Raw genomic sequence first — 17983 nt, forward strand, 5'->3', positions numbered from 1 at the left:
TGTAACCCATTTCATGAAAGCTGTGGATTGCAAAATGGGCGACGCGGAGCAGACTGCGACGCATCGTCGAACAAGACCGTCTGGCGGATGAACCGCCGGACCTGGACGAGGGGGGAACATGGCCAATCTCAATGGTCGTGCGCGCCAGGAAAACACCTATGACGCCATCGTCGTCGGCAGCGGCATCAGCGGCGGGTGGGCCGCCAAGGAACTTACGCAGAAGGGCCTGAAGACCCTCGTCCTCGAACGCGGCCCAATGGTGCGCCACCTCGAGGACTATCCGACCGCCGTCATGGACCCGTGGCAGGCGCAGTATCCGCAAGGCAAGCTGCCGGCCGACGAGCTGAAGAGCCGCTACCCGGTCCAGAGCCGCACCGGCTACACGGTCACCGAACTCACCAAGCACTTCTTCGTGCGGGACGATGAGAACCCCTACACCGAGGAAGCCCCTTTCGACTGGATCCGCAGCTATCAGGTCGGCGGGCGGTCGCTGACCTGGGGACGCCAGAGCTATCGCCATAGCCCGATGGACTTCGAGGCCAACGCCCGCGACGGCGTCGGAGTCGACTGGCCCATCCGCTACGCCGATCTCGCCCCCTGGTACGACTATGTGGAGCGCTTCGTCGGCGTCTCGGGCCAGAACGAGGGGCTGGCGCATCTGCCGGACGGCCAGTTCCAGCCGCCGATGGAGATGAACTGCGTCGAAAAGGCCTTCAAGACCCGCATCGAGTCCCGCTTTCCCGAGCGGCGCATCACCATCGGGCGCACCGCCCACCTCACCGAGCCGACCGAGGAGCAGCTCAGCCTGGGGCGGACCAAGTGCCAGTACCGCAACATGTGCATGCGCGGCTGTCCGTTCGGCGGCTATTTCAGCTCGAACTCCGCGACCCTGGTGGCGGCCGAGCGCACCGGCAACCTGCGCATGCGGCCCAACGCCATCGTCACCTCGCTGATCTACGATGAGAAGGCCGGCAAGGCGGCCGGGGTGCGCATCCTCGACAGCGAGACCGGCCAGGAGGAAGAGTTCTACGCCGAGGTGGTGTTCCTCTGCGCCTCGGCCCTGAACACCGCCTGGATCATGCTGAACTCCACCAGCTCGCGGTTCCCCAACGGCTTCGGCAACGGCAGCGACCAGCTCGGCCGCAACGTCATGGACCACCACTTCCGCGTCGGCGCCCGCGCCGTGGTCGACGAGTTCTCCGACAAGTACTATTCCGGCCGCCGGCCGAACGGCATCTACGTCCCGCGCTTCCGCAACCTCGGCGATGCGGCCACCGCGCGGAAGGATTACATCCGCGGCTTCGGCTATCAGGGCGGCGGCGGGCGGCCCGGCTGGGACCGCGACCTGACCGGCGAGGGGTTCGGCGCGGCGCGCAAGGCCGAACTCAGCCAGCCGGGGCCCTGGGTCATGCAACTGGGCGCCTTTGGCGAGATCCTTCCCTATGAGGACAATCGCGTCACCCTCGACCACGACCGCAAGGACAAGCACGGCCTGCCGACGCTCTCGGCCAAGGTGACGATCCGCGAAAACGAAAAGGCCATGCGCAAGGACATGATGGCCGCCGCGGTCGAGATGCTGGAGGCCGCTGGCTTCAAGAATGTCCAAGGAGCGGACCTCGGCTATGCGCCGGGCCTCGGCATTCACGAGATGGGGACCGCGCGCATGGGCCGCGATCCGAAGACCTCGGTGCTCAACGCCCACAACCAGGTGCATGAGTGCAAGAACGTCTATGTCACCGACGGGGCGGCCATGACCTCGGCTTCCTGCGTGAACCCCTCGCTGACCTATATGGCGCTGACTGCGCGCGCCGTCGATCACGCCGTCCAGGCTAAGAAGAAGGGCGATCTGTGATGCTGAGCAGACGAGATGCGATCCGCGGTCTGGCGCTCACCTTGGGCGTCGCCTCCGCCGGGTTCGCCGGCCCGGTCGCCGCGGCCATGCCGCCGCTCTCCTGGACGCCCCAGGCCCTGACGCCCGACCAGGCCCGGCTGGTGGACGTGGTGGCCGAGCTGATCGTGCCGGCGACCGATACGCCTGGCGCGCGCCAGGCGGGCGTGCCGCAGTTCATCGACCGGACGCTGGCCGGCTGGTGCGATCAGAAGCAGGGCGACCTCCTGCGGAACGGCCTGGCGCGGATGGACGCCGACGCCCGCGCAGCCCACGGCGTCCCCTTCGTCGCCCTCAGCGCCCAGCAGCAGACTGAGCAACTGGCCGCCTACGACAAGGAAGCCAAGGCGGCCTGGGGCCAGCCGCACTTCTTCAAGTCTCTGAAGGAACTGGTCACCATCGGGTACTTCACCTCCGAGCCGGGGGCGACCCTCGCCCTGCGCTACGATCCGGTGCCCGGCGCCTATCGCGCCTGCATCCCGCTGTCGGAGATCGGGCGCGCCTGGGCGACCTGACGCAGGTTGCGGGATTGACGCAGGGGCGGCTGCATTCAAATTTGGAACCTTCCTTTGCGGGAGGCCGCCATGCGCTGGAACGAACTTGAAGGCGAGGCCTGCTCGCTGGCCCGCACGGTCGGGGTGATCGGCGACCGCTGGACGCTGCTGATCCTGCGTGACTGCTTTTTGAAAGTGCGGAGGTTCGAGGATTTCCAGGTCCGGCTTGGAGTGTCGCGCGCCATCCTGGCCGACCGCCTGGAGAAGCTGACCCGCAACCGCGTCCTGGCCAAGGTCGCCTATCAGCAACGCCCCGTTCGCTACGAATACCGCCTGACCGACAAGGGCCTGGCGCTGCATCCCGTCATCATGGCGATGGTCCACTGGGGCGATGCGCATCTGGCCGGCGAGGCGGGGCCTCCGGTCCTTCATCGTCACCTGTCGTGCGGATGCCAGTTCGACCCGGTGATGGTCTGCTCCGAATGCCGCGAGGAGGTGACGCCCCGCCAGGTGCAGGTCCTGGTCGGGCCGGGCGGAGTCGATCCCCACCATCTGCCGCCGGGCGACGAACGCTCCGCCTGAAACATGCCTGAGCCGGCTTGCCACGGCGCAAATGCGGGTATTAAGTTCAAAAATAGAACTGATAGGCGCGGCGCGCCGATAAAGGGGAGGGCGCCATGCCCGAGGTGAAGTTCCTGTTCGATTTCGGCAGCCCGAACGCCTATCTCAGCCATAAGGTGATCCCGCAGATCGAGGCGCGGACCGGCGTGCGCTTCGACTATGCGCCGATCCTGCTGGGCGGGGTGTTCAAGCTGACCGGCAACCAGTCGCCGGCCCTGGCCTTCGCCGGCATCCGCAACAAGCTGGCCTATGAGAGCCTGGAGACGCGCCGCTTCGTCGCGCGGCATGGCCTGACGGCGTTCCGCATGAACCCGCATTTCCCGGTCAACACGTTGCAGATCATGCGAGGCGCGGTGGCGGCCCAGGCGCTCGGTGTGTTTGACGCCTATGTAGCGCAGGTCTTCGCCGACATGTGGGAGCGGGGCCTGAAGATGGACGACCCGCAGGTGATGCGTCAGGCCCTGGCCGACGGCGGCCTGCCGGTCGAAGACCTGCTGGCGGCGAGCGCCAGCGACGAGGTCAAGGCGCGTCTGGTCGCCAATACCGAGGCGGCGGTGGAGGCCGGCGTGTTCGGCGCGCCGAGCTTCCTGGTCGGAAGCGAACTCTTCTTCGGCAAGGATCGCCTGGGCGCCGTCGAGGACGAAATCCTTCGCCAGGCCAAGGCGGCCTGAAGCCGGGATCGGAGAATCTCATGAGCGACAAGCCATCCAAGGGCGCATGCCTGGTCATCGGCGCCGGCGACGGCGTGGGCGGGGCCATCGCCAGGGCCTTCGCCCTCGACGGCAACGAGACGGTCGTCACCCGGCGCGCGCGCAATCTCGATCAACTGGAGTCGCTGGCCGCCGGCATCCGCGCCGAGGGCGGGATCGTCCACATCCGCGGGGTCGACGCCCGCTCGGAGGAGGAGACGGTCGCACTGTTCGCCGAGATCGAGCGCGACATCGGCCCGCTGGAGGTCGTGGTCTTCAATATCGGCGCGAACGTGCGCTTCGGCATCGAGGAGACGACGGCGCGGGTGTTCAGCAAGGTCTGGGAAATGGCCTGTTTCGCTGGCTTCCTGGCCGGGCGCGAGGCGGCCAAGGCGATGGTCCCGCGCGGGCGTGGAACCATCCTCTTCACCGGCGCGACGGCCAGCCTGCGCGGCCGCGACGGCTTCGCCGCCTTCGCCGCGGCCAAGGCGGGCTTGCGCGCCCAGGCCCCGAGCCTGGCGCGCGCGCGGGGGGCGCAGGGCATCCCCGTGGCCCCCCGGATCTGCGTCCGCGGCATCGACGGCGTCTTCTCGCGTCAGAACATCCCGGACCTTGAGCGGCGGCTGGCCGAGGATCGCGTGCTCAAGCCGGCCGACATCGCCCAGACCTATCTCGACCTTCATCGCCAGCGGCGCTCGGCCTGGACGCACGAACTGGACCTGCGGCCCTGGAGCGAGAGCTGGTAGGGCTCAGCGCGCGGCCGCCTGCCGCCCTGGCCGCGACTGGCGCAGGATCGCCGCGGCCGTGCGTGGCGGCGCCTCGGCGGGCGCCTGTTCGGTCCGCCGCTCGCCCAGCAGGGCCAGGGCTTCTTCGATCTGGCGGCGCTCGGCCTCGATGACGGCGAGACGCTCTTCCAGCCGCGCGACGGCGCAGTCCACATAGGTCTCGCCGCCCGCCTGCTCGCGGCGTTCGAGGATCAGGCGGATGTCGCGCACGTCCAGGCCCGCGCGGCGGAACTGGGCGATCAGGCGCAGGCGCTCCATGGCCCGTTCGTCATAGCGGCGGCAGTTGAGCCGGTCGCGGTCGGCCTCGATCAGGCCGACTTCCTCGTAATAGCGCAGGGCGCGGGCGGTCAGGCCAAACTCGCGCATCGCCGCGCCGAGCGAAGCGTAGGAGCCGCTGCGTGGCACGAGCCGCAACCGCCGGAGCCCGGCGTCTTCCGATAGGCTGGTCATCAGATTTGCGAAACTGAGTTGATGGATGGACTCTTCGTACTCCAGCCGGCGACGCCAATCTGTGCAAAAACCTTGGGAATGGCCTGAATTCGTGCCAAATCTTCGCGCCTGACGCGGCGGAATTTGTGAAATTGCGAAGAATCCAGAAGCTGTTTGTCGGCCCCAAGGTCCGTAGCCTGCGTGAAGCAAAGGGCTGGACTCTGGACGTCTGCGCCCGCCGGCTGGGCGTCTCGATCAGCTATCTCTCGCAGATCGAATCCAATCAGCGGCCGGTCACCTCGCGGGTGCTGGTCGCCCTGACGGACGCCTTCGAGGTCTCCGCCGCCGCGCTCGATGCGGCGGACGACGATCGCCTGGTCGCCGATCTGCGCGAAGCCCTGGCCGACTTCGGCGGCCGCGATTCTCCGGTGGGGATGTCGGAGCTGCGCGCCGCCGCCCTCCAGGCGCCGGCCCTGGCCCACCGCTATCTCGACCTGCATCGCGCCTATCGCCGGCTGGACGAGCGCCTGCGTCAGACCGAGGAGGCGGTGGCCCTGGACGAGGCGGCGGCCGCAAGCTCCCTGCTGCCCTACGAGGAAGTGCGCGACTTCTTCCACTACAAGGACAACTACATCCACGAACTGGACGCGGCGGCCGAAGCGCTGGCCCAGGAATCCGCTGGCGCCCCCATGGAGGCCGCGCTCGGCGCCGCGGTGCGGCTGGCCGACCTGGGCGAGGTGATGCGCCGCTACGACGCCGGGGCCCGCACGCTCTGGCTCAACTCGGCCCTGCCCGAGGAGACCCGCCGTTTCCAGACGGCCTTCCACCTGGTCTCGACCCGGCTGGCGGACCTGATCGAACAAGAGCTGGCGGTGTCGGGTCTGAAAAGTCGCGAGGCGCTGGACATCTGCCGGATCGGGCTCGGCAACTATGCGGCCGGGGCTTTCCTCATGCCCTATCGGCGCTTCGCCGCTGCAGCTCGGGCCCATCGCCACGACGTCGACGAACTGGCCCGCCTGTTCGAGGTCAGCTTGGAGCAGGTGTGCCACCGCCTCAGCAACCTCCAGCGGCCGGGCGAGCGCGGCGTGCCGATCTACTTCGTGCGGATGGATCATGCCGGGAACATCACCAAGCGCCATAGCGCCACCCGGTTCCGGTTCGCGCGCTTCGGCGGCACCTGCCCACTCTGGAACGTGCACGACGCGGCCGGCGCGCCCGATCGCTACGTGGTCCAGGTCGCCGAAATGCCGGACGGGGCCAGATACCTCTGCGTCGCCCGCGGCATCGCCAAGCGGTCCGGCGGCTATCTGGCGCCGGTGCGCCGCTATGTCCTGGGCTTCGGCTGCGAGCTCGAGCACGCCCAGGAGATGGTCTATTCGGCCGGCCTCGACCTGAAGGCTCCGCCCGCGCGGATCGGCGTCAGTTGCCGGATCTGCGAGCGTGACGACTGTTCCCAGCGCGCCTTTCCGCCCGTCGACCGCCGCCTGGTCGTGCCTGGCGACGAACGGGCCATCGTGCCGTTTCAGCTTGGCCGGTCGGGATAGGGGAGGCAGAACGCCGCCGGCTCAGGATCTGAAAGCCGGCGGCTGCCGATCGGGTGGCTCGGATTCACTGACGATCGGGTTCTGCATCGGCCGTGGGCGCCGGCCGCGCCGCCTTGCGTTCCTTGTCGGCGACGACGTCTCCATCACAAGGCTCGTCAGGCGGTGTCTCTACTCTGGTGCTCGCCTTGCCATGGTCCATCAAGGAACAGATTAAGCATAGGCCAATATCGATTATTCGCGATTTTTGACGATCTTAGGACGCCGTGGACGGCTACGTCTCCCTGGTCCTCACGCTCCTGGTCTGGGCGATCAGCGGCCGACTGGCTGGACGCGGCGTTCCGGCCTCGGCGCCGGCGCTCTGGAGCCCGCGTCCAGTGGGCGAGGGGTAGCTTATCTCAGCGAGGCGTTGATCGCCGCCAGCGCCGCGGCGCCGGGCGTCAGTTCGCGCGATCCCAGCGAGTTGAGCGGCGCGTCCACCGTGCCGAGGTTCTCGTGCAGGTCCCGCGCCTGGGGATCGAGGAACAGCAGGCCGGTGACGATCTCTCCCAACGCCTGACGCGCCTGCAGATAGGCCATGGCCCCGACCCGGTCGGACGGGTCGTAATGCTCGGCCAGCTTGTGCAGGTGCAGGATGGAGCCGTCGTGTTGGGCGACCGGAACCGTCTCTCCAGGTGCGTAGTCGACCGTGATCGTCTCGCGCGCGGGGATCAGGTCCATGCTGTTCACCGCCTCGTTGTGCTCGCGCACATAGTCGTAGGACTTGGTCGATCCCGCGTGGTTGTTGAACTGCACGCAGGGGCTGATGCAGTCGATGAAGGCCGCGCCCTTATGCGACAAAGCCGCCTTGATCAGCGGCACGAGTTGGGCCTTGTCGCCGGAGAACGAGCGGGCCACGAAGGTCGCGCCCATCTGCAGGGCCAGGCTGACCAGATCGATGCCGGCGTCGTGGTTGATGACGCCCTTCTTCGACTTGGAGCCCTTGTCGGAGGTGGCCGAGAACTGGCCCTTGGTCAGGCCGTACACGCCGTTGTTCTCGACGATGTAGAGCATGTTGACGCCGCGGCGGATCGAGTGGGCGAACTGCCCGAGCCCGATGGAGGCGCTGTCGCCGTCCCCCGACACGCCCAGATAGATCAGGTCGCGGTTGGCGAGGTTCGCCCCGGTCAGCACCGAGGGCATGCGCCCATGCACGGTGTTGAAGCCGTGGGAGTTGCCGAGGAAGTAGTCCGGCGTCTTCGAGGAACAGCCGATGCCCGACAGCTTGGCGATCCGGTGCGGCGGCAGGTCCAGTTCGTAGCAGGCCTGGATGATCGAGGCCGAGATCGAGTCGTGTCCGCACCCGGCGCAGAGGGTCGAGACCGAGCCCTCGTAGTCGCGGCGCGTATAGCCCAGGGCGTTGGTCCTGAGCTGCGGGTGATGCAGTTGCGGCTTGGTGATGTAGGTCATTCGGCGGCCTCCGGCAGGCGGCCGGCCATCAGGTCCTGCACGGCGCCGGCGATGAAGCGGGCGGTGATCGGCGTGCCGTCGTAGTGCAGCACGGCGGTCAGCCGCGACGGGTCGATCTCGCCCTCGTTGATCAGCAGGGTGCGAAGCTGGCCGTCGCGGTTCTGTTCGATCACGAACACCCGGTCGTGGGCCTCGACGAAGTCGTAGATCTCCTGGGCGAAGGGGAAGCCGCGCACGCGCAGGCCGTCGAGGTGCAGGCCGCGGGCCTCCAGCGTCTCCAGCGCCTCGTGCACAGCCGGCGTGGAGGAGCCGAAATAGATCACCCCCTCGCGTGTCCGCCGAGCGGCGTTGCGTGTGATTGGGCCGGGGACCAGGCTGCGCGCGGTGTCGAACTTGCGCAGCAGCCGCTCCATGTTGCCGACATAGACGCTCCCTTCCTCGCTGTAGCGAGCATAAGGGTTGCGCGAGGTGCCGCGGGTGAAATAGCCGCCCCGCGTCGGGTGCGTGCCCGGATAGGTGCGGAAGGGGATGCCGTCGCCGTCGACCTCCAGATAGCGGCCGAAGTCGCGTCCGGCCTCAAGATCCTCGAAGGTCATCACCTTGCCGCGGTCGAGCTGGCGCGCATCGTCCCAGGCGAAGGGCTCGGTCAGCCATTCGTTCATGCCGATGTCGAGGTCGAGCATGACGAAGATCGTGGTCTGCAGCCGGTCGGCGAGGTCGAAGGCCTGAGCCCCCATCTCGAAGCATTCGCCTGGATCGGCCGGCAGCAGCAGCGGATGCTTGGTGTCGCCGTGGCCGGCATAGGCCGCGGCCAGCAGGTCGGCCTGCTGCGTGCGGGTCGGCATGCCGGTCGAGGGGCCGCCGCGCTGCACGTCGAAGATCACCGCGGGGATCTCGGCGAAATAGGAGAGGCCGATGAACTCGGTCATCAGCGACACGCCCGGCCCTGAGGTAGCGGTGAAGGCCCGCGCTCCGTTCCAGCCGGCCCCGACCACCACGCCGATGGAGGCGATCTCGTCCTCGGCCTGGACGATGGCGTAGCGCGCCTTGCCGCTCGCCGGATCGATCCGCAGCTTGTGGCAATAGTCGGCGAAGGCCTCGGCCAGCGAGGTCGAGGGCGTGATCGGATACCAGGCGCAGACGCTGGCCCCGCCATAGACCGCGCCCAGGGCGGCGGCGGAATTGCCCTCGACGAAGATGCGCTCTCCGACCTTGTCGGCCCGGCGCACCTTCAGCTTCAGCGGCTCCAGGTGCTCGGCCACATAGTCGCGGCCCATGTGCAGGGCCGCGACATTGGCCGTGATCAGCCGGTCCTTGCCGGCGAACTGCTCGGCCAGCAGTTGCTCGATCACCCCGATCTCGATGTCCAGCAGGGCGGCCAGCGCCCCCACATAGATGATGTTCTTGAAGAGCTGCCGCTCGCGCGGGATCTGGTAGGCTGCATTGCACATCGCCGTCAGCGGCACCCCGACCACGGTGATGTCGTCGCGGAACTTCGAGGCCGGCAGCGGCTTGGTGGAATCGTAGAAGAGATAGCCGCCGGGCTCGATCTCGGCGATGTCGCGGTCCCAGGTCTGCGGGTTCATGGCGACCATCAGGTCCACCCCGCCGCGCCGGCCCAGGTGGCCAGCCTCGGTGATCCGCACCTCGAACCAGGTCGGCAGGCCCTGGATGTTGGACGGGAAGATGTTGCGGGCCGCCACCGGCACGCCCATCCGCAGGATCGACTTGGCGAACATGCCGTTGGCGCTGGCAGAGCCCGATCCGTTGACGTTCGCGAACTTGACGACGAAGTCGTTGGTCGCGTCGATCGCGCCGCTCATCGGCATCCCCCCGCATGGGTCATTTCCAGCAGGAACTTCTGCATGTCCCAGGCGCCGGTCGGACAGCGCTCGGCGCAGAGGCCGCAATGCAGGCAGACATCCTCGTCCTTCACCATCACCCGCCCGGTGGGCAGTTCGCCCGAGACGAGGATGTCCTGGTCGAGGTTGAGGGCAGGGGCCTTCAGCCGTCCGCGCAGGTCTTCCTCCTCGCCGTTCGCGGTGAAGGTGATGCAATCGGTCGGGCAGATGTCGACGCAGGCGTCGCACTCGATGCAGGCGGCCTCGGTGAACACCGTCTGCACGTCGCAGTTCAGGCAGCGCTGGGTCTCGCGATAGGCGATCTCGCGGTCGAAGCCGAGCTCGACCTCCAGCCGCACGTCCTTCAGTGCCTGGTCCTTCTCGCGCATCGGAACCTTGAAGCGCAGGTCGTTGGCCGGGGCGTTGTCATAGCTCCACTCGTGGATGCCCATCTTCTGGCTGACCAGGCTGGTCGCCGGCGCCGGCCGTTCGGTCAGGTCCTCGCCCTTGCAGAACAGGTCGATGGAGATCGCCGCCTCGTGGCCCTGCGCCACCGCCCAGATGATGTTCTTGGGGCCGAAGGCGGCGTCGCCGCCGAAGAACACCTTGCCGGCCGTCGACTGGAAGGTGACCGGATCGACCTTGGGCATGTCCCATTCGTCGAAGGCCAGGCCCAGGTCGCGCTCGATCCAGGGAAAGGCGTTCTCCTGGCCCACGGCCACCAGCACGTCGTCGCATTCGTAATGCTCGTCCGGCTCGCCGGAGGAGACCAGCTTGCGGCGGCCGCGCGCATCGTATTCGGGCCGCACCTTCTCGAAGGTGACGCCGGTCAGCCTGCCGTTCTCGTGGGTGAAGGCCTTGGGGACCAGGTAGTTGAGGATCGGAATGTCCTCGTGGATCGCGTCTTCCTTCTCCCAGGGGCTGGCCTTCATCTCCTCGAAGCCGGAGCGGACGATCACCTTCACGTCGGCCCCGCCCAGGCGGCGGGCGGTGCGGCAGCAGTCCATGGCCGTATTGCCGCCGCCCAGCACGATCACCCGGCGGCCGATCCTGTCGATATGGCCGAACGAGACGTTGGAAAGCCAGTCGATGCCGATATGGATATTGGCCGCGCCTTCCTGGCGGCCGGGCACGTCGAGGTCGCGCCCGCGCGGCGCGCCCGATCCGACGAACACCGCGTCATAGCCCTCGTCCAACAGCGCTCGCAGGCTGTCGATACGCTGGCCCAGGTGAAGCTCCATCCCCAGGCTGGTGATGTAGCCGACCTCCTCGTCGATCACCTCCTCGGGCAGGCGGAAGCGGGGGATCTGGCTGCGGATCATGCCGCCGGACTTGGCCTCGCCGTCGAACAGGGTCAGCTCGTAGCCGAGCGGGGCGAGGTCGCGCGCTACGGTCAACGAGGCCGGCCCGGCCCCGACCAGCGCGATGCGCTTGCCGTTCGACACCGCGACCGGCGCCGGCAACCGATTGGAGATGTCGTCCTTGTTGTCGGCGGCCACCCGCTTCAGGCGACAGATGGCGACCGGCTCCTCCTCGACCCGCCCGCGCCGGCAGGCCGGCTCGCAGGGGCGGTCGCACGTCCGCCCGAGAATCCCGGGAAAGACGTTGGATTTCCAGTTGACCATATAGGCGTCGGTGTAGCGTCCCTCGGCGATCAGCCGGATGTATTCGGGTACGGGCGTGTGGGCCGGACAGGCCCACTGGCAATCGACGACCTTGTGAAAGTAGTCAGGCCCCTCGGTACTCGTGCGCTGCACAATCGTTTCCTTCCACGACGCCGTTCTCCCGCGGGTGCAAGACGAAAGTCAGTGAAAACAGACTCGTCTGCCGCGACGCAGCGTTCTAGGGGATCGTAGGGTGCTATCGGAGCGTCAGCCAATACCTTTCTTGCAAAAAGAATGGCTGAGAATTAGTCGCAACAAGGCCGTCGAAAACTTGCTGCAGCGCAAAATTTCCTGACGGTCCGTGCGCTCAACTCGCTGTGATCTCCAGCGAAAACCCCGGTTTGCGCTGCGTGGGGGGCTTGGCCTCCGATTAAGCGCTGCTTAACACTTCGCCCGCGCCAGCCAGGGAGATGCGCCGATGCCCAATCCATTCGAAGTCGCGTCCCCGTTCGATGAGGCCCAGGCCCTCGAGACGCTGATCGACGTCCTCGCCGAGGAAGTGATCGACGCCCGGTCGTCGGAGATCAACGCCCGGCGTGCAGCGGCCGAGCACAGCGAGAACCTCAGGCTCGCCCGCGCGCTCTAGGCGCGCTGCAATCCGCGATCCGCAGTGAAACCCCGCGCCGCGGTGGCCGCGCGGGGTTCAGGCCCTTAGTCGCGCAGGCTGGCGGGCACCACGCCGCCGTTCTTTTCCAGCGCGCCCCACACCGCCTTGATGAGCGCGATGTTCTGTTCGGCGCTGCCGTGCGGGCCGGCGTTCACGCCCAGTTCCCCGGCCAGTTCCTTACGCGCGTCCAGGCTGGAATCCAGGTCCAGCAGCTTGAGCAGGTCGACGATCGAGGTGCGCCAGTTGCCGCCGCCGCCCTTCATCGCGGCGATCTGGGTCAGCACCGCCTCGACGTCCACCGGCTCGGGCGCAGGGGCGGGCGCGGCCGCCGGGGCCGGCGCGGCGGCGGCGGGCGCAGCAGGCGTCGCGGCCGGCGTTTCCGCCGGCTTCTTGTGTAGGATCTTGTTCATGATCGAGCTGAAGATGCCCATGCGCCTTGTCTCCATGATGGCTGGCGTTGCTAGAAGGCTCAGCTTGGGCGTGAGTTCCCGCGGTTGCAAAGGTTTACGAATGCGGTTGCGGCCCTGTCGGCGAGCCCGCGGCTGGCGGCCGCCGACAGGGCTCAGTATATAGCCGGCCATGGCCGAAGCCTTCAACGAACTGACCCTGCCGGCCGTCAAGGCCGAGCGCTACGCCGCCGTGGCCGAGGAGATCGCCGCGGTGCTGGAGGGCGAACCCAACCTGACCGCCCGCATGGCGACCGTCGCCTCGATGCTGGCCGCCAGTTTCGAGGCCTTCTTCTGGACCGGCTTCTACGTGGTCGACCCGGCCCGCGAGCGCGAGCTGGTGGTCGGCCCGTACCAGGGCACGCTCGGGTGCCTGCGCATCGCCTTCGGCCGCGGCGTCTGCGGGGCGGCGGCGGCCAGCGGCCGGACGCAGCTCGTCCCCGACGTTCACGCCTTCCCCGGCCACATCGCCTGCGACGGCCGCTCGCGCAGCGAGGTCGTCGTGCCGGTGTTCGAGGCCTCCGGCCGCCTGATCGCCGTCCTCGACGTGGATTCCGACCGCCCGGCCGCCTTCGACGAGGTCGATGTCGAATGGCTGGAGAAGATCGTGCGGGACACCTTCTCGGCCTGAGTTTTGCAACCTCCACGGCAAACTTTCCCTAACCGGGAGACGCTACCGTGTTCGAGATGCTGCGACTGGAAACCCTCCATCCGTCCGAACTGACCGATGCCGACATCGTCGCCTGGCGGCGGCTCTGCGCTTCGCGCCCGGAATTCTCGAGCCCGCTGATGGGGCCCGACTTCGCGCGCGCGGTCGGCGCCGTGCGGCCTGACGCCCGGGTCGCGATCTGGCGCGAAGCCGCCGCTCCGGTGGGTTTCCTGGCCTATCACCACCGGCCCGGCGGCATGGCCCGGCCGATCGGCGCGCCGCTCTGCGACTATCACGCCCTGGTCGCCGACCGCCCGCTCGACATCCGCCAGGATCTGGCCGAGTTCGGGCTCTCGGCCTTCCGCTTCACCAGCCTGATCGATCCGTACGGCGACTTCGCCGACGCGGTGGCGAGCCAGGCGCCGGCCTATGTCATCCAGCTCGATGGCTCGGCGCCGGACTATCTGGAGCGTATCCGCGCGGCCAGCGCCAAGCGGTTCAAGAACTATCGCCGCCTGGAGGGAAAGCTGGACCGCGAGGTCGGCCCCCTCAGTCTGCGCGCACCCGACTTCGACCGCGCCTCCTTCGACCAGCTTCTGGCCTGGAAGCGCCAGCAGCTCGACCGCACCGGCGCCCACGATTTCCTGGCCCCGCAATGGACCCGCGACCTGCTGGCCTCGTTCCTCGACATGCGCGAGGGGCCGTTCCAGGGGTTGATGATCAATCTCTATTGCGGCGACCGCCTGCTGGCCGGCCACATCGGCGTGCGGGTCGGCGAGGTCTACCATCCGTGGATCGCCTCGACTGATCCTGCCATGGGCCAGTGGTCGCCGGGCCAGATCTTCCTGCTGCGCGCCATCGCCGCCATGCCGGGCCTGGGCCTGCGGACCTATGACCTCGGTCCTGGCCACGATCACTACAAGCGGCCCTACGCCCTTGCCACCCGGACGGTGGGCGAGGGGACCATGGCCGCCGCCGGTCCGCGCGGCCGCCACGCCGTCGCCGCCGAACGCGCCTGGACCCTCGCCGGCGCCCATGGTCCTGGACCCGTTGGCCGCCTGCGCCGCCGCCTCGACATCATCGCCACCAGCGAGCTTTCGCTCCGCGGCAGGGCGCGGGGGTTGGCCGGAGCCATCGCCGCTCGCGCCCTGCGGCCCGGTGCGGCCTCGGGCGCCGAGGTGCTCTGAGTCGATGGCCGCTCCTCGCGTCAGCCTGATCATCCCGACCCAGCGCCGGCTCGCCGGACTGGAGACGGCGGCGCGCTCGACCTTCCGCCAGGCTGGGGTCGACCCGGGAGAGCTGGAACTGGTCGTGGTCGACAACGACCAACTTCCGTCCGCCCAGGCTCTCGCCGAGCGCCTGGCGGCCGAGGCGCCGTTTCCGCTGGTCTATGTCCACGAACCGGAGCCCGGCGTCGCCAACGCCCGCAATGCGGCCATGGCCCGCGCGCGCGGCGGGCTGATCGCCTTCCTCGACGACGACGAGGAGGCGCCCGAGGGCTGGCTCGCCGCCTTGCTGGCGGCCCAGGTCCGCTATGGAGCCGACGTCGTCTTCGGCCCGGTCCGCGGTCGCGCTCCGCGCCAGGTCGTCCGCCATCGCAACTATCTGGAACGCTTCTTCTCGCGCGAAGGCCCGGCCGAGGCTGGCGTCATCGCCCATCACTACGGTTGCGGCGACAGCCTGATCCGCCGCGCCGCCATGCCCGATCCCGACCGACCCTTCGCCGCTTTCCGCAACTTCATCGGCGGCGAGGACGACTACCTGTTCGGCCAGATGGCCGCGGCCGGCGCGGTCTTCGCCTGGGAGCCGGCCGCCTGGGTGTGGGAGGATCCCGTCCCCTCGCGCCTGACCCTGCGCTACGCCATCGCGCGCGCCTTCGCCTATGGCCAGGGACCCTCGGCCGCCTGCGCCGCGGCCAGCCCCCCGGACCGCCTGGGCCTTGCCCGCTGGATGGCCCAGGGCCTGGCCCAGGCGGCGGTCTTCGGCGCTTGGGCCGGCGTCAAGTGGCTGGTCCGCGCGCCGGACTTCGCCTTCACCCTCGACCGCGCCGCGCGTGGCCTGGGCAAGACCCTGTGGTGGGGGCCGTTCAAGATTCAGTTCTATGGCTTGAGGGCCGGGGCATGAGCATCATCACCGACTGGACGCCGGAAAAGGCGCGGGCCTTCACCCGGAGCAACCTCTCGTTCCGTCACGGCCTGCACGAGCGACCGATGTTCGACGAGGCGGGCCTCGAGGAACTGCTCGACCGCTATCCGCGCGAGAAGCTGGGCGTCTTCACCATGGGCGAGGACCCGGTCGCCTGGACCACCTGGCGCAAGGGCTCGGCCGGCGCCATGACCGGTTCGCGGCTGCTGGAGGCGGCCCAGGCCGGGCGCATCTGGCTCAACCTGCGCGCCGCCAACGCCTGTCTCCCGGAATACGCCGCCCTGGGCGAGGAGATCTTCGCCGAGAAACAGGCTCAGTCCGGCCGCAAGACCTTCAAGCACGACCTCGGGATGCTGATCTCCTCGGCCAACGCCCAGGTGTTCTATCACCTCGACGTGCCGTTGGTGTCGCTCTGGCAACTGCGCGGCCGCAAGCGGGTCTGGGTCTATCCGGTGGAAGCCCCCTATGTCGGCCAGGAGACTCTGGAGCGGATCGTCCTCAAGGAGACCGCCGAGCAGTTCACCTTCGATCCCGCCTGGGACAAGGGCGCCGAGGTCTACGACCTGACGCCGGGCGCGATGGTCACCTGGGCCCAGAACGCCCCGCACCGGATCGAGAACGGCCCGATGCTCAACGTCTCGCTCTCCATCGAATTCATGACCCCGGCCGCCCTGATGCGCGCCAATGTCATCTACGCCAACGGCGTCCTGCGCCGCCGCGCCGGCCTGCATCCTAAGGTGCAGGACGGCTTCGGCCCCGTGGGCCTCGGCAAGGTCGCGCTCGCCCGCGCGGCCAAGGCCCTGAAGCTCCAGACTCCGCGCGAACGCGTGCTGCCGGTGACCTTCCAGCTCGACGCCGGCCGGCCGGGAACTCTCTTGCCGGCATAGGCTGTCGGATCGCGCGGGCCTCGCACGTCCTTGGATGGAACCGGGCGCATCGCCCGAGGCTCTCACCCAGGAGGACGACGCCATGAAGGTCACCCAGCATCTCTGGTTCGAGAAGGACATGGAGGCGGCTGTCCGCTTCTACACCTCGCTGATTCCGGGCTCGAAGCTCGGCGCGCTGTCGGCGGTGATGGCCGACAATCCTTCGGGCCCGGCCGGCAGCGTGCGGATCGCCGAGTTCACCCTGGGCGACCAGAACTACATGGCCATCGAGGCCGGTCCCCTCGATCCGTTCAACCACAGTTTCTCGATCATGGTCGACTGCGACACCCAGGCCGAGCTCGACCGCCTGTGGGATGCGCTGAAGGAGGGCGGCGCCGTCGAGCAATGCGGGTGGCTGCGCGACCGCTGGGGCCTCTGCTGGCAGATCGCGCCCACGCGCCTGCGCGAGTTGATGAACGACCCCGATCCCGCCAAGGTCCGCCGCGTGACCGAGGCGATGATGCAGATGGTCAAGCTGGACATTGCCCCGCTGGAGGCCGCGGTCCGGGGCTGAACGGCCCTTCCGCCAACCGGCTTCACGTGCGCGTAAAGCCGGTTGGCTTACGCTGCGTCGCGCTCCTAAATGACTCGCCAAGCGCGGCGGACGCGCAGGAAATCGGGAGCGAAATCATGGGCGAAGCCTATATCGTCGCAGCGACGCGTACGGCCGGTGGGCGCAAGGGCGGCAAGCTGAAGGACTGGCATCCGGTCGATCTCGGCGCGGTCGTCCTCAACGACATCATCGCCCGCACCGGCGCCGATCCGGCCCTGGTCGAGGATGTGGTCATGGGCTGCGTCGGCCAGGTGGGCGAACAGGCGATCAATGTGGCGCGCAACGCCGTCCTGGCCTCCAAGCTGCCCGAGAGCGTGCCGGCCACCAGCGTCGACCGCCAGTGCGGCTCCTCCCAGCAGGCTCTGCAATTCGCCGCCCAGGCGGTGATGAGCGGCACCATGGACGTGGTGATCGCCGCCGGCGTCGAAAGCATGACCCGCGTGCCCATGGGCCTGTCGGCCGCCCTGCCGGCCCAGAACGGCTTTGGCAACTATATGAGCCCGCGGATGCAGGAGCGTTATCCGAACATCCAGTTCAGCCAGTTCGTGGGCGCCGAGATGGTCGCCAAGAAGTACGGCCTGACCAAGGACCAGATCGACGAATATTCGTTCCAGTCCCACCAGCGCGCCATCGCCGCCACCCAGGCCGGCCACTTCAAGAACGAGATCGTCGAGGTCGAGATCGTCGACGCCGAGGGCAATAAGTCCCTGCACACCGTCGATGAAGGCATCCGTTTCGACGCCAGCCTCGACGGCATCAAGGGCGTGAAGCTGCTGCAGGAAGGCGGCGCCCTGACCGCCGCTTCGTCCAGCCAGATCTGCGACGGCGCCTCGGCGGTGATGGTCGTGTCGGAAAAGGGCCTGAAGGAGCTGGGCGTCAAGCCGTTGGCCCGCATCCACCACCTGTCGCTGCTGGGCCACGATCCGGTGATCATGCTGGAAGCCCCGCTGCCGGCCTCCGAACGGGCTCTCAAGCGCGCCGGCATGACCGTTGGTGACATCGACGTCTTCGAGGTCAACGAGGCCTTTGGCTCGGTGCCGGTCGCCTACATGAAGTCGCTCGGCGTCGACCGCGACAAGATCAACGTCAATGGCGGCGCCATCGCGCTCGGCCACCCGCTCGGCGCCTCGGGGACCAAGCTGATGGCGACCCTGCTCAACGCCCTCGAACAGCGCGGCGGCCGCTACGGCCTGCAGACGATGTGCGAAGGCGGTGGTATGGCCAACGTCACCATCGTCGAACGCCTCTAAAGCGCT

19 protein-coding genes are annotated in these 17983 nt (G+C 68.3%); 14 read left to right on the forward strand and 5 right to left on the reverse strand.

The window, feature by feature from the left end; all coding sequences use genetic code 11:
• The first annotated feature begins 118 nt into the window (after positions 1-118).
• The 5 genes from ACE3TL_RS06180 to ACE3TL_RS06200 all read left to right on the forward strand — a co-directional run bounded on the left by ACE3TL_RS06180 (position 119) and on the right by ACE3TL_RS06200 (position 4438).
• Entirely contained in the window at positions 119-1852 is a 1734-nt protein-coding gene (locus tag ACE3TL_RS06180; protein WP_374577849.1) for a GMC oxidoreductase, read from the forward strand.
• Positions 1852-2403: a gluconate 2-dehydrogenase subunit 3 family protein gene (locus ACE3TL_RS06185; protein ID WP_374577850.1), complete on the forward strand. Its 552-nt coding sequence runs from the start codon at positions 1852-1854 to the stop codon at positions 2401-2403. Before ACE3TL_RS06180 ends, ACE3TL_RS06185 begins: the two co-directional genes overlap by 1 nt.
• Positions 2404-2472: 69 nt before the next feature.
• A complete protein-coding gene (locus ACE3TL_RS06190) occupies positions 2473-2964 on the forward strand; it encodes a winged helix-turn-helix transcriptional regulator (RefSeq protein WP_374577851.1) in 492 nt (163 codons plus the stop codon).
• 95 nt (positions 2965-3059) lie between these two features.
• Complete coding sequence (locus tag ACE3TL_RS06195) at positions 3060-3674, forward strand: 2-hydroxychromene-2-carboxylate isomerase (RefSeq protein ID WP_374577852.1); 615 nt, start codon at positions 3060-3062, stop codon at positions 3672-3674.
• A gap of 20 nt (positions 3675-3694) precedes the next feature.
• Complete coding sequence (locus tag ACE3TL_RS06200) at positions 3695-4438, forward strand: SDR family NAD(P)-dependent oxidoreductase (RefSeq protein WP_374577853.1); 744 nt, start codon at positions 3695-3697, stop codon at positions 4436-4438.
• A 3-nt stretch (positions 4439-4441) separates the two neighbouring features.
• On the opposite strand, the gene ACE3TL_RS06205 is transcribed toward ACE3TL_RS06200, so the two are convergent.
• Entirely contained in the window at positions 4442-4927 is a 486-nt protein-coding gene (locus ACE3TL_RS06205; protein WP_374577854.1) for a MerR family transcriptional regulator, read from the reverse strand.
• A 125-nt stretch (positions 4928-5052) separates the two neighbouring features.
• Here ACE3TL_RS06205 and ACE3TL_RS06210 point away from each other — a divergent pair, with 125 nt between their 5' ends.
• The gene (locus ACE3TL_RS06210) at positions 5053-6450 is read left to right on the forward strand and encodes a short-chain fatty acyl-CoA regulator family protein (RefSeq protein WP_374577855.1); all 1398 of its coding nucleotides are present in this window, start codon (positions 5053-5055) and stop codon (positions 6448-6450) included.
• Between the two features lie 263 nt (positions 6451-6713).
• On the forward strand, positions 6714-6839 hold the full coding sequence (locus ACE3TL_RS06215) for a hypothetical protein (protein WP_374577856.1): 126 nt from the start codon (positions 6714-6716) through the stop codon (positions 6837-6839).
• A 1-nt stretch (position 6840) separates the two neighbouring features.
• On the opposite strand, the gene ACE3TL_RS06220 is transcribed toward ACE3TL_RS06215, so the two are convergent.
• Genes ACE3TL_RS06220 through ACE3TL_RS06230 form a run of 3 tightly spaced genes read right to left on the reverse strand, consistent with a single transcriptional unit; the run spans position 6841 to position 11494 of the window.
• Positions 6841-7896 carry a 2-oxoacid:ferredoxin oxidoreductase subunit beta gene (locus tag ACE3TL_RS06220; RefSeq protein ID WP_374577857.1) on the reverse strand — a complete coding sequence of 352 codons (1056 nt, stop codon included), beginning with the start codon at positions 7894-7896 and terminating at the stop codon, positions 6841-6843.
• Positions 7893-9719, reverse strand: coding sequence for a 2-oxoacid:acceptor oxidoreductase subunit alpha (locus ACE3TL_RS06225; RefSeq protein WP_374577858.1), 1827 nt, complete (start codon positions 9717-9719; stop codon positions 7893-7895). The genes ACE3TL_RS06220 and ACE3TL_RS06225 overlap by 4 nt, the downstream gene beginning before the upstream one ends.
• Positions 9716-11494: an FAD-dependent oxidoreductase gene (locus ACE3TL_RS06230; protein WP_374577859.1), complete on the reverse strand. Its 1779-nt coding sequence runs from the start codon at positions 11492-11494 to the stop codon at positions 9716-9718. The genes ACE3TL_RS06225 and ACE3TL_RS06230 overlap by 4 nt, the downstream gene beginning before the upstream one ends.
• A gap of 325 nt (positions 11495-11819) precedes the next feature.
• On the opposite strand from ACE3TL_RS06230, the gene ACE3TL_RS06235 reads away from it, so the two are divergent.
• On the forward strand, positions 11820-11987 hold the full coding sequence (locus tag ACE3TL_RS06235) for a hypothetical protein (protein WP_374577860.1): 168 nt from the start codon (positions 11820-11822) through the stop codon (positions 11985-11987).
• 65 nt (positions 11988-12052) lie between these two features.
• Here the strand turns inward: ACE3TL_RS06235 and ACE3TL_RS06240 are convergent, their stop codons facing one another.
• On the reverse strand, positions 12053-12439 hold the full coding sequence (locus tag ACE3TL_RS06240) for a DUF3597 family protein (protein ID WP_374577861.1): 387 nt from the start codon (positions 12437-12439) through the stop codon (positions 12053-12055).
• Between the two features lie 148 nt (positions 12440-12587).
• Between ACE3TL_RS06240 and ACE3TL_RS06245 the strand changes: the two genes are divergently transcribed.
• From ACE3TL_RS06245 to ACE3TL_RS06270, 6 genes are all read left to right on the forward strand, one after another.
• Positions 12588-13085: a GAF domain-containing protein gene (locus ACE3TL_RS06245; protein ID WP_374577862.1), complete on the forward strand. Its 498-nt coding sequence runs from the start codon at positions 12588-12590 to the stop codon at positions 13083-13085.
• Between the two features lie 56 nt (positions 13086-13141).
• The gene (locus ACE3TL_RS06250; protein WP_374577875.1) at positions 13142-14290 is read left to right on the forward strand and encodes a GNAT family N-acetyltransferase; all 1149 of its coding nucleotides are present in this window, start codon (positions 13142-13144) and stop codon (positions 14288-14290) included.
• Positions 14291-14294: 4 nt separating this feature from the next.
• The gene (locus tag ACE3TL_RS06255; RefSeq protein WP_374577863.1) at positions 14295-15227 is read left to right on the forward strand and encodes a glycosyltransferase family 2 protein; all 933 of its coding nucleotides are present in this window, start codon (positions 14295-14297) and stop codon (positions 15225-15227) included.
• Positions 15224-16135 (forward strand): hypothetical protein, encoded by a 912-nt coding sequence (locus ACE3TL_RS06260; protein ID WP_374577864.1) that lies wholly within the window; start codon positions 15224-15226, stop codon positions 16133-16135. Before ACE3TL_RS06255 ends, ACE3TL_RS06260 begins: the two co-directional genes overlap by 4 nt.
• A gap of 82 nt (positions 16136-16217) precedes the next feature.
• Complete coding sequence (locus tag ACE3TL_RS06265) at positions 16218-16688, forward strand: VOC family protein (RefSeq protein ID WP_374577865.1); 471 nt, start codon at positions 16218-16220, stop codon at positions 16686-16688.
• Between the two features lie 116 nt (positions 16689-16804).
• Positions 16805-17977, forward strand: a complete 1173-nt coding sequence (locus ACE3TL_RS06270; protein WP_374577866.1) for an acetyl-CoA C-acetyltransferase — start codon at positions 16805-16807, stop codon at positions 17975-17977.
• Positions 17978-17983 lie beyond the last annotated feature (6 nt).

Origin of the sequence: Phenylobacterium sp. (assembly GCF_041920015.1) — a bacterium.
Taxonomy (GTDB): Bacteria; Pseudomonadota; Alphaproteobacteria; order Caulobacterales; family Caulobacteraceae; genus Phenylobacterium.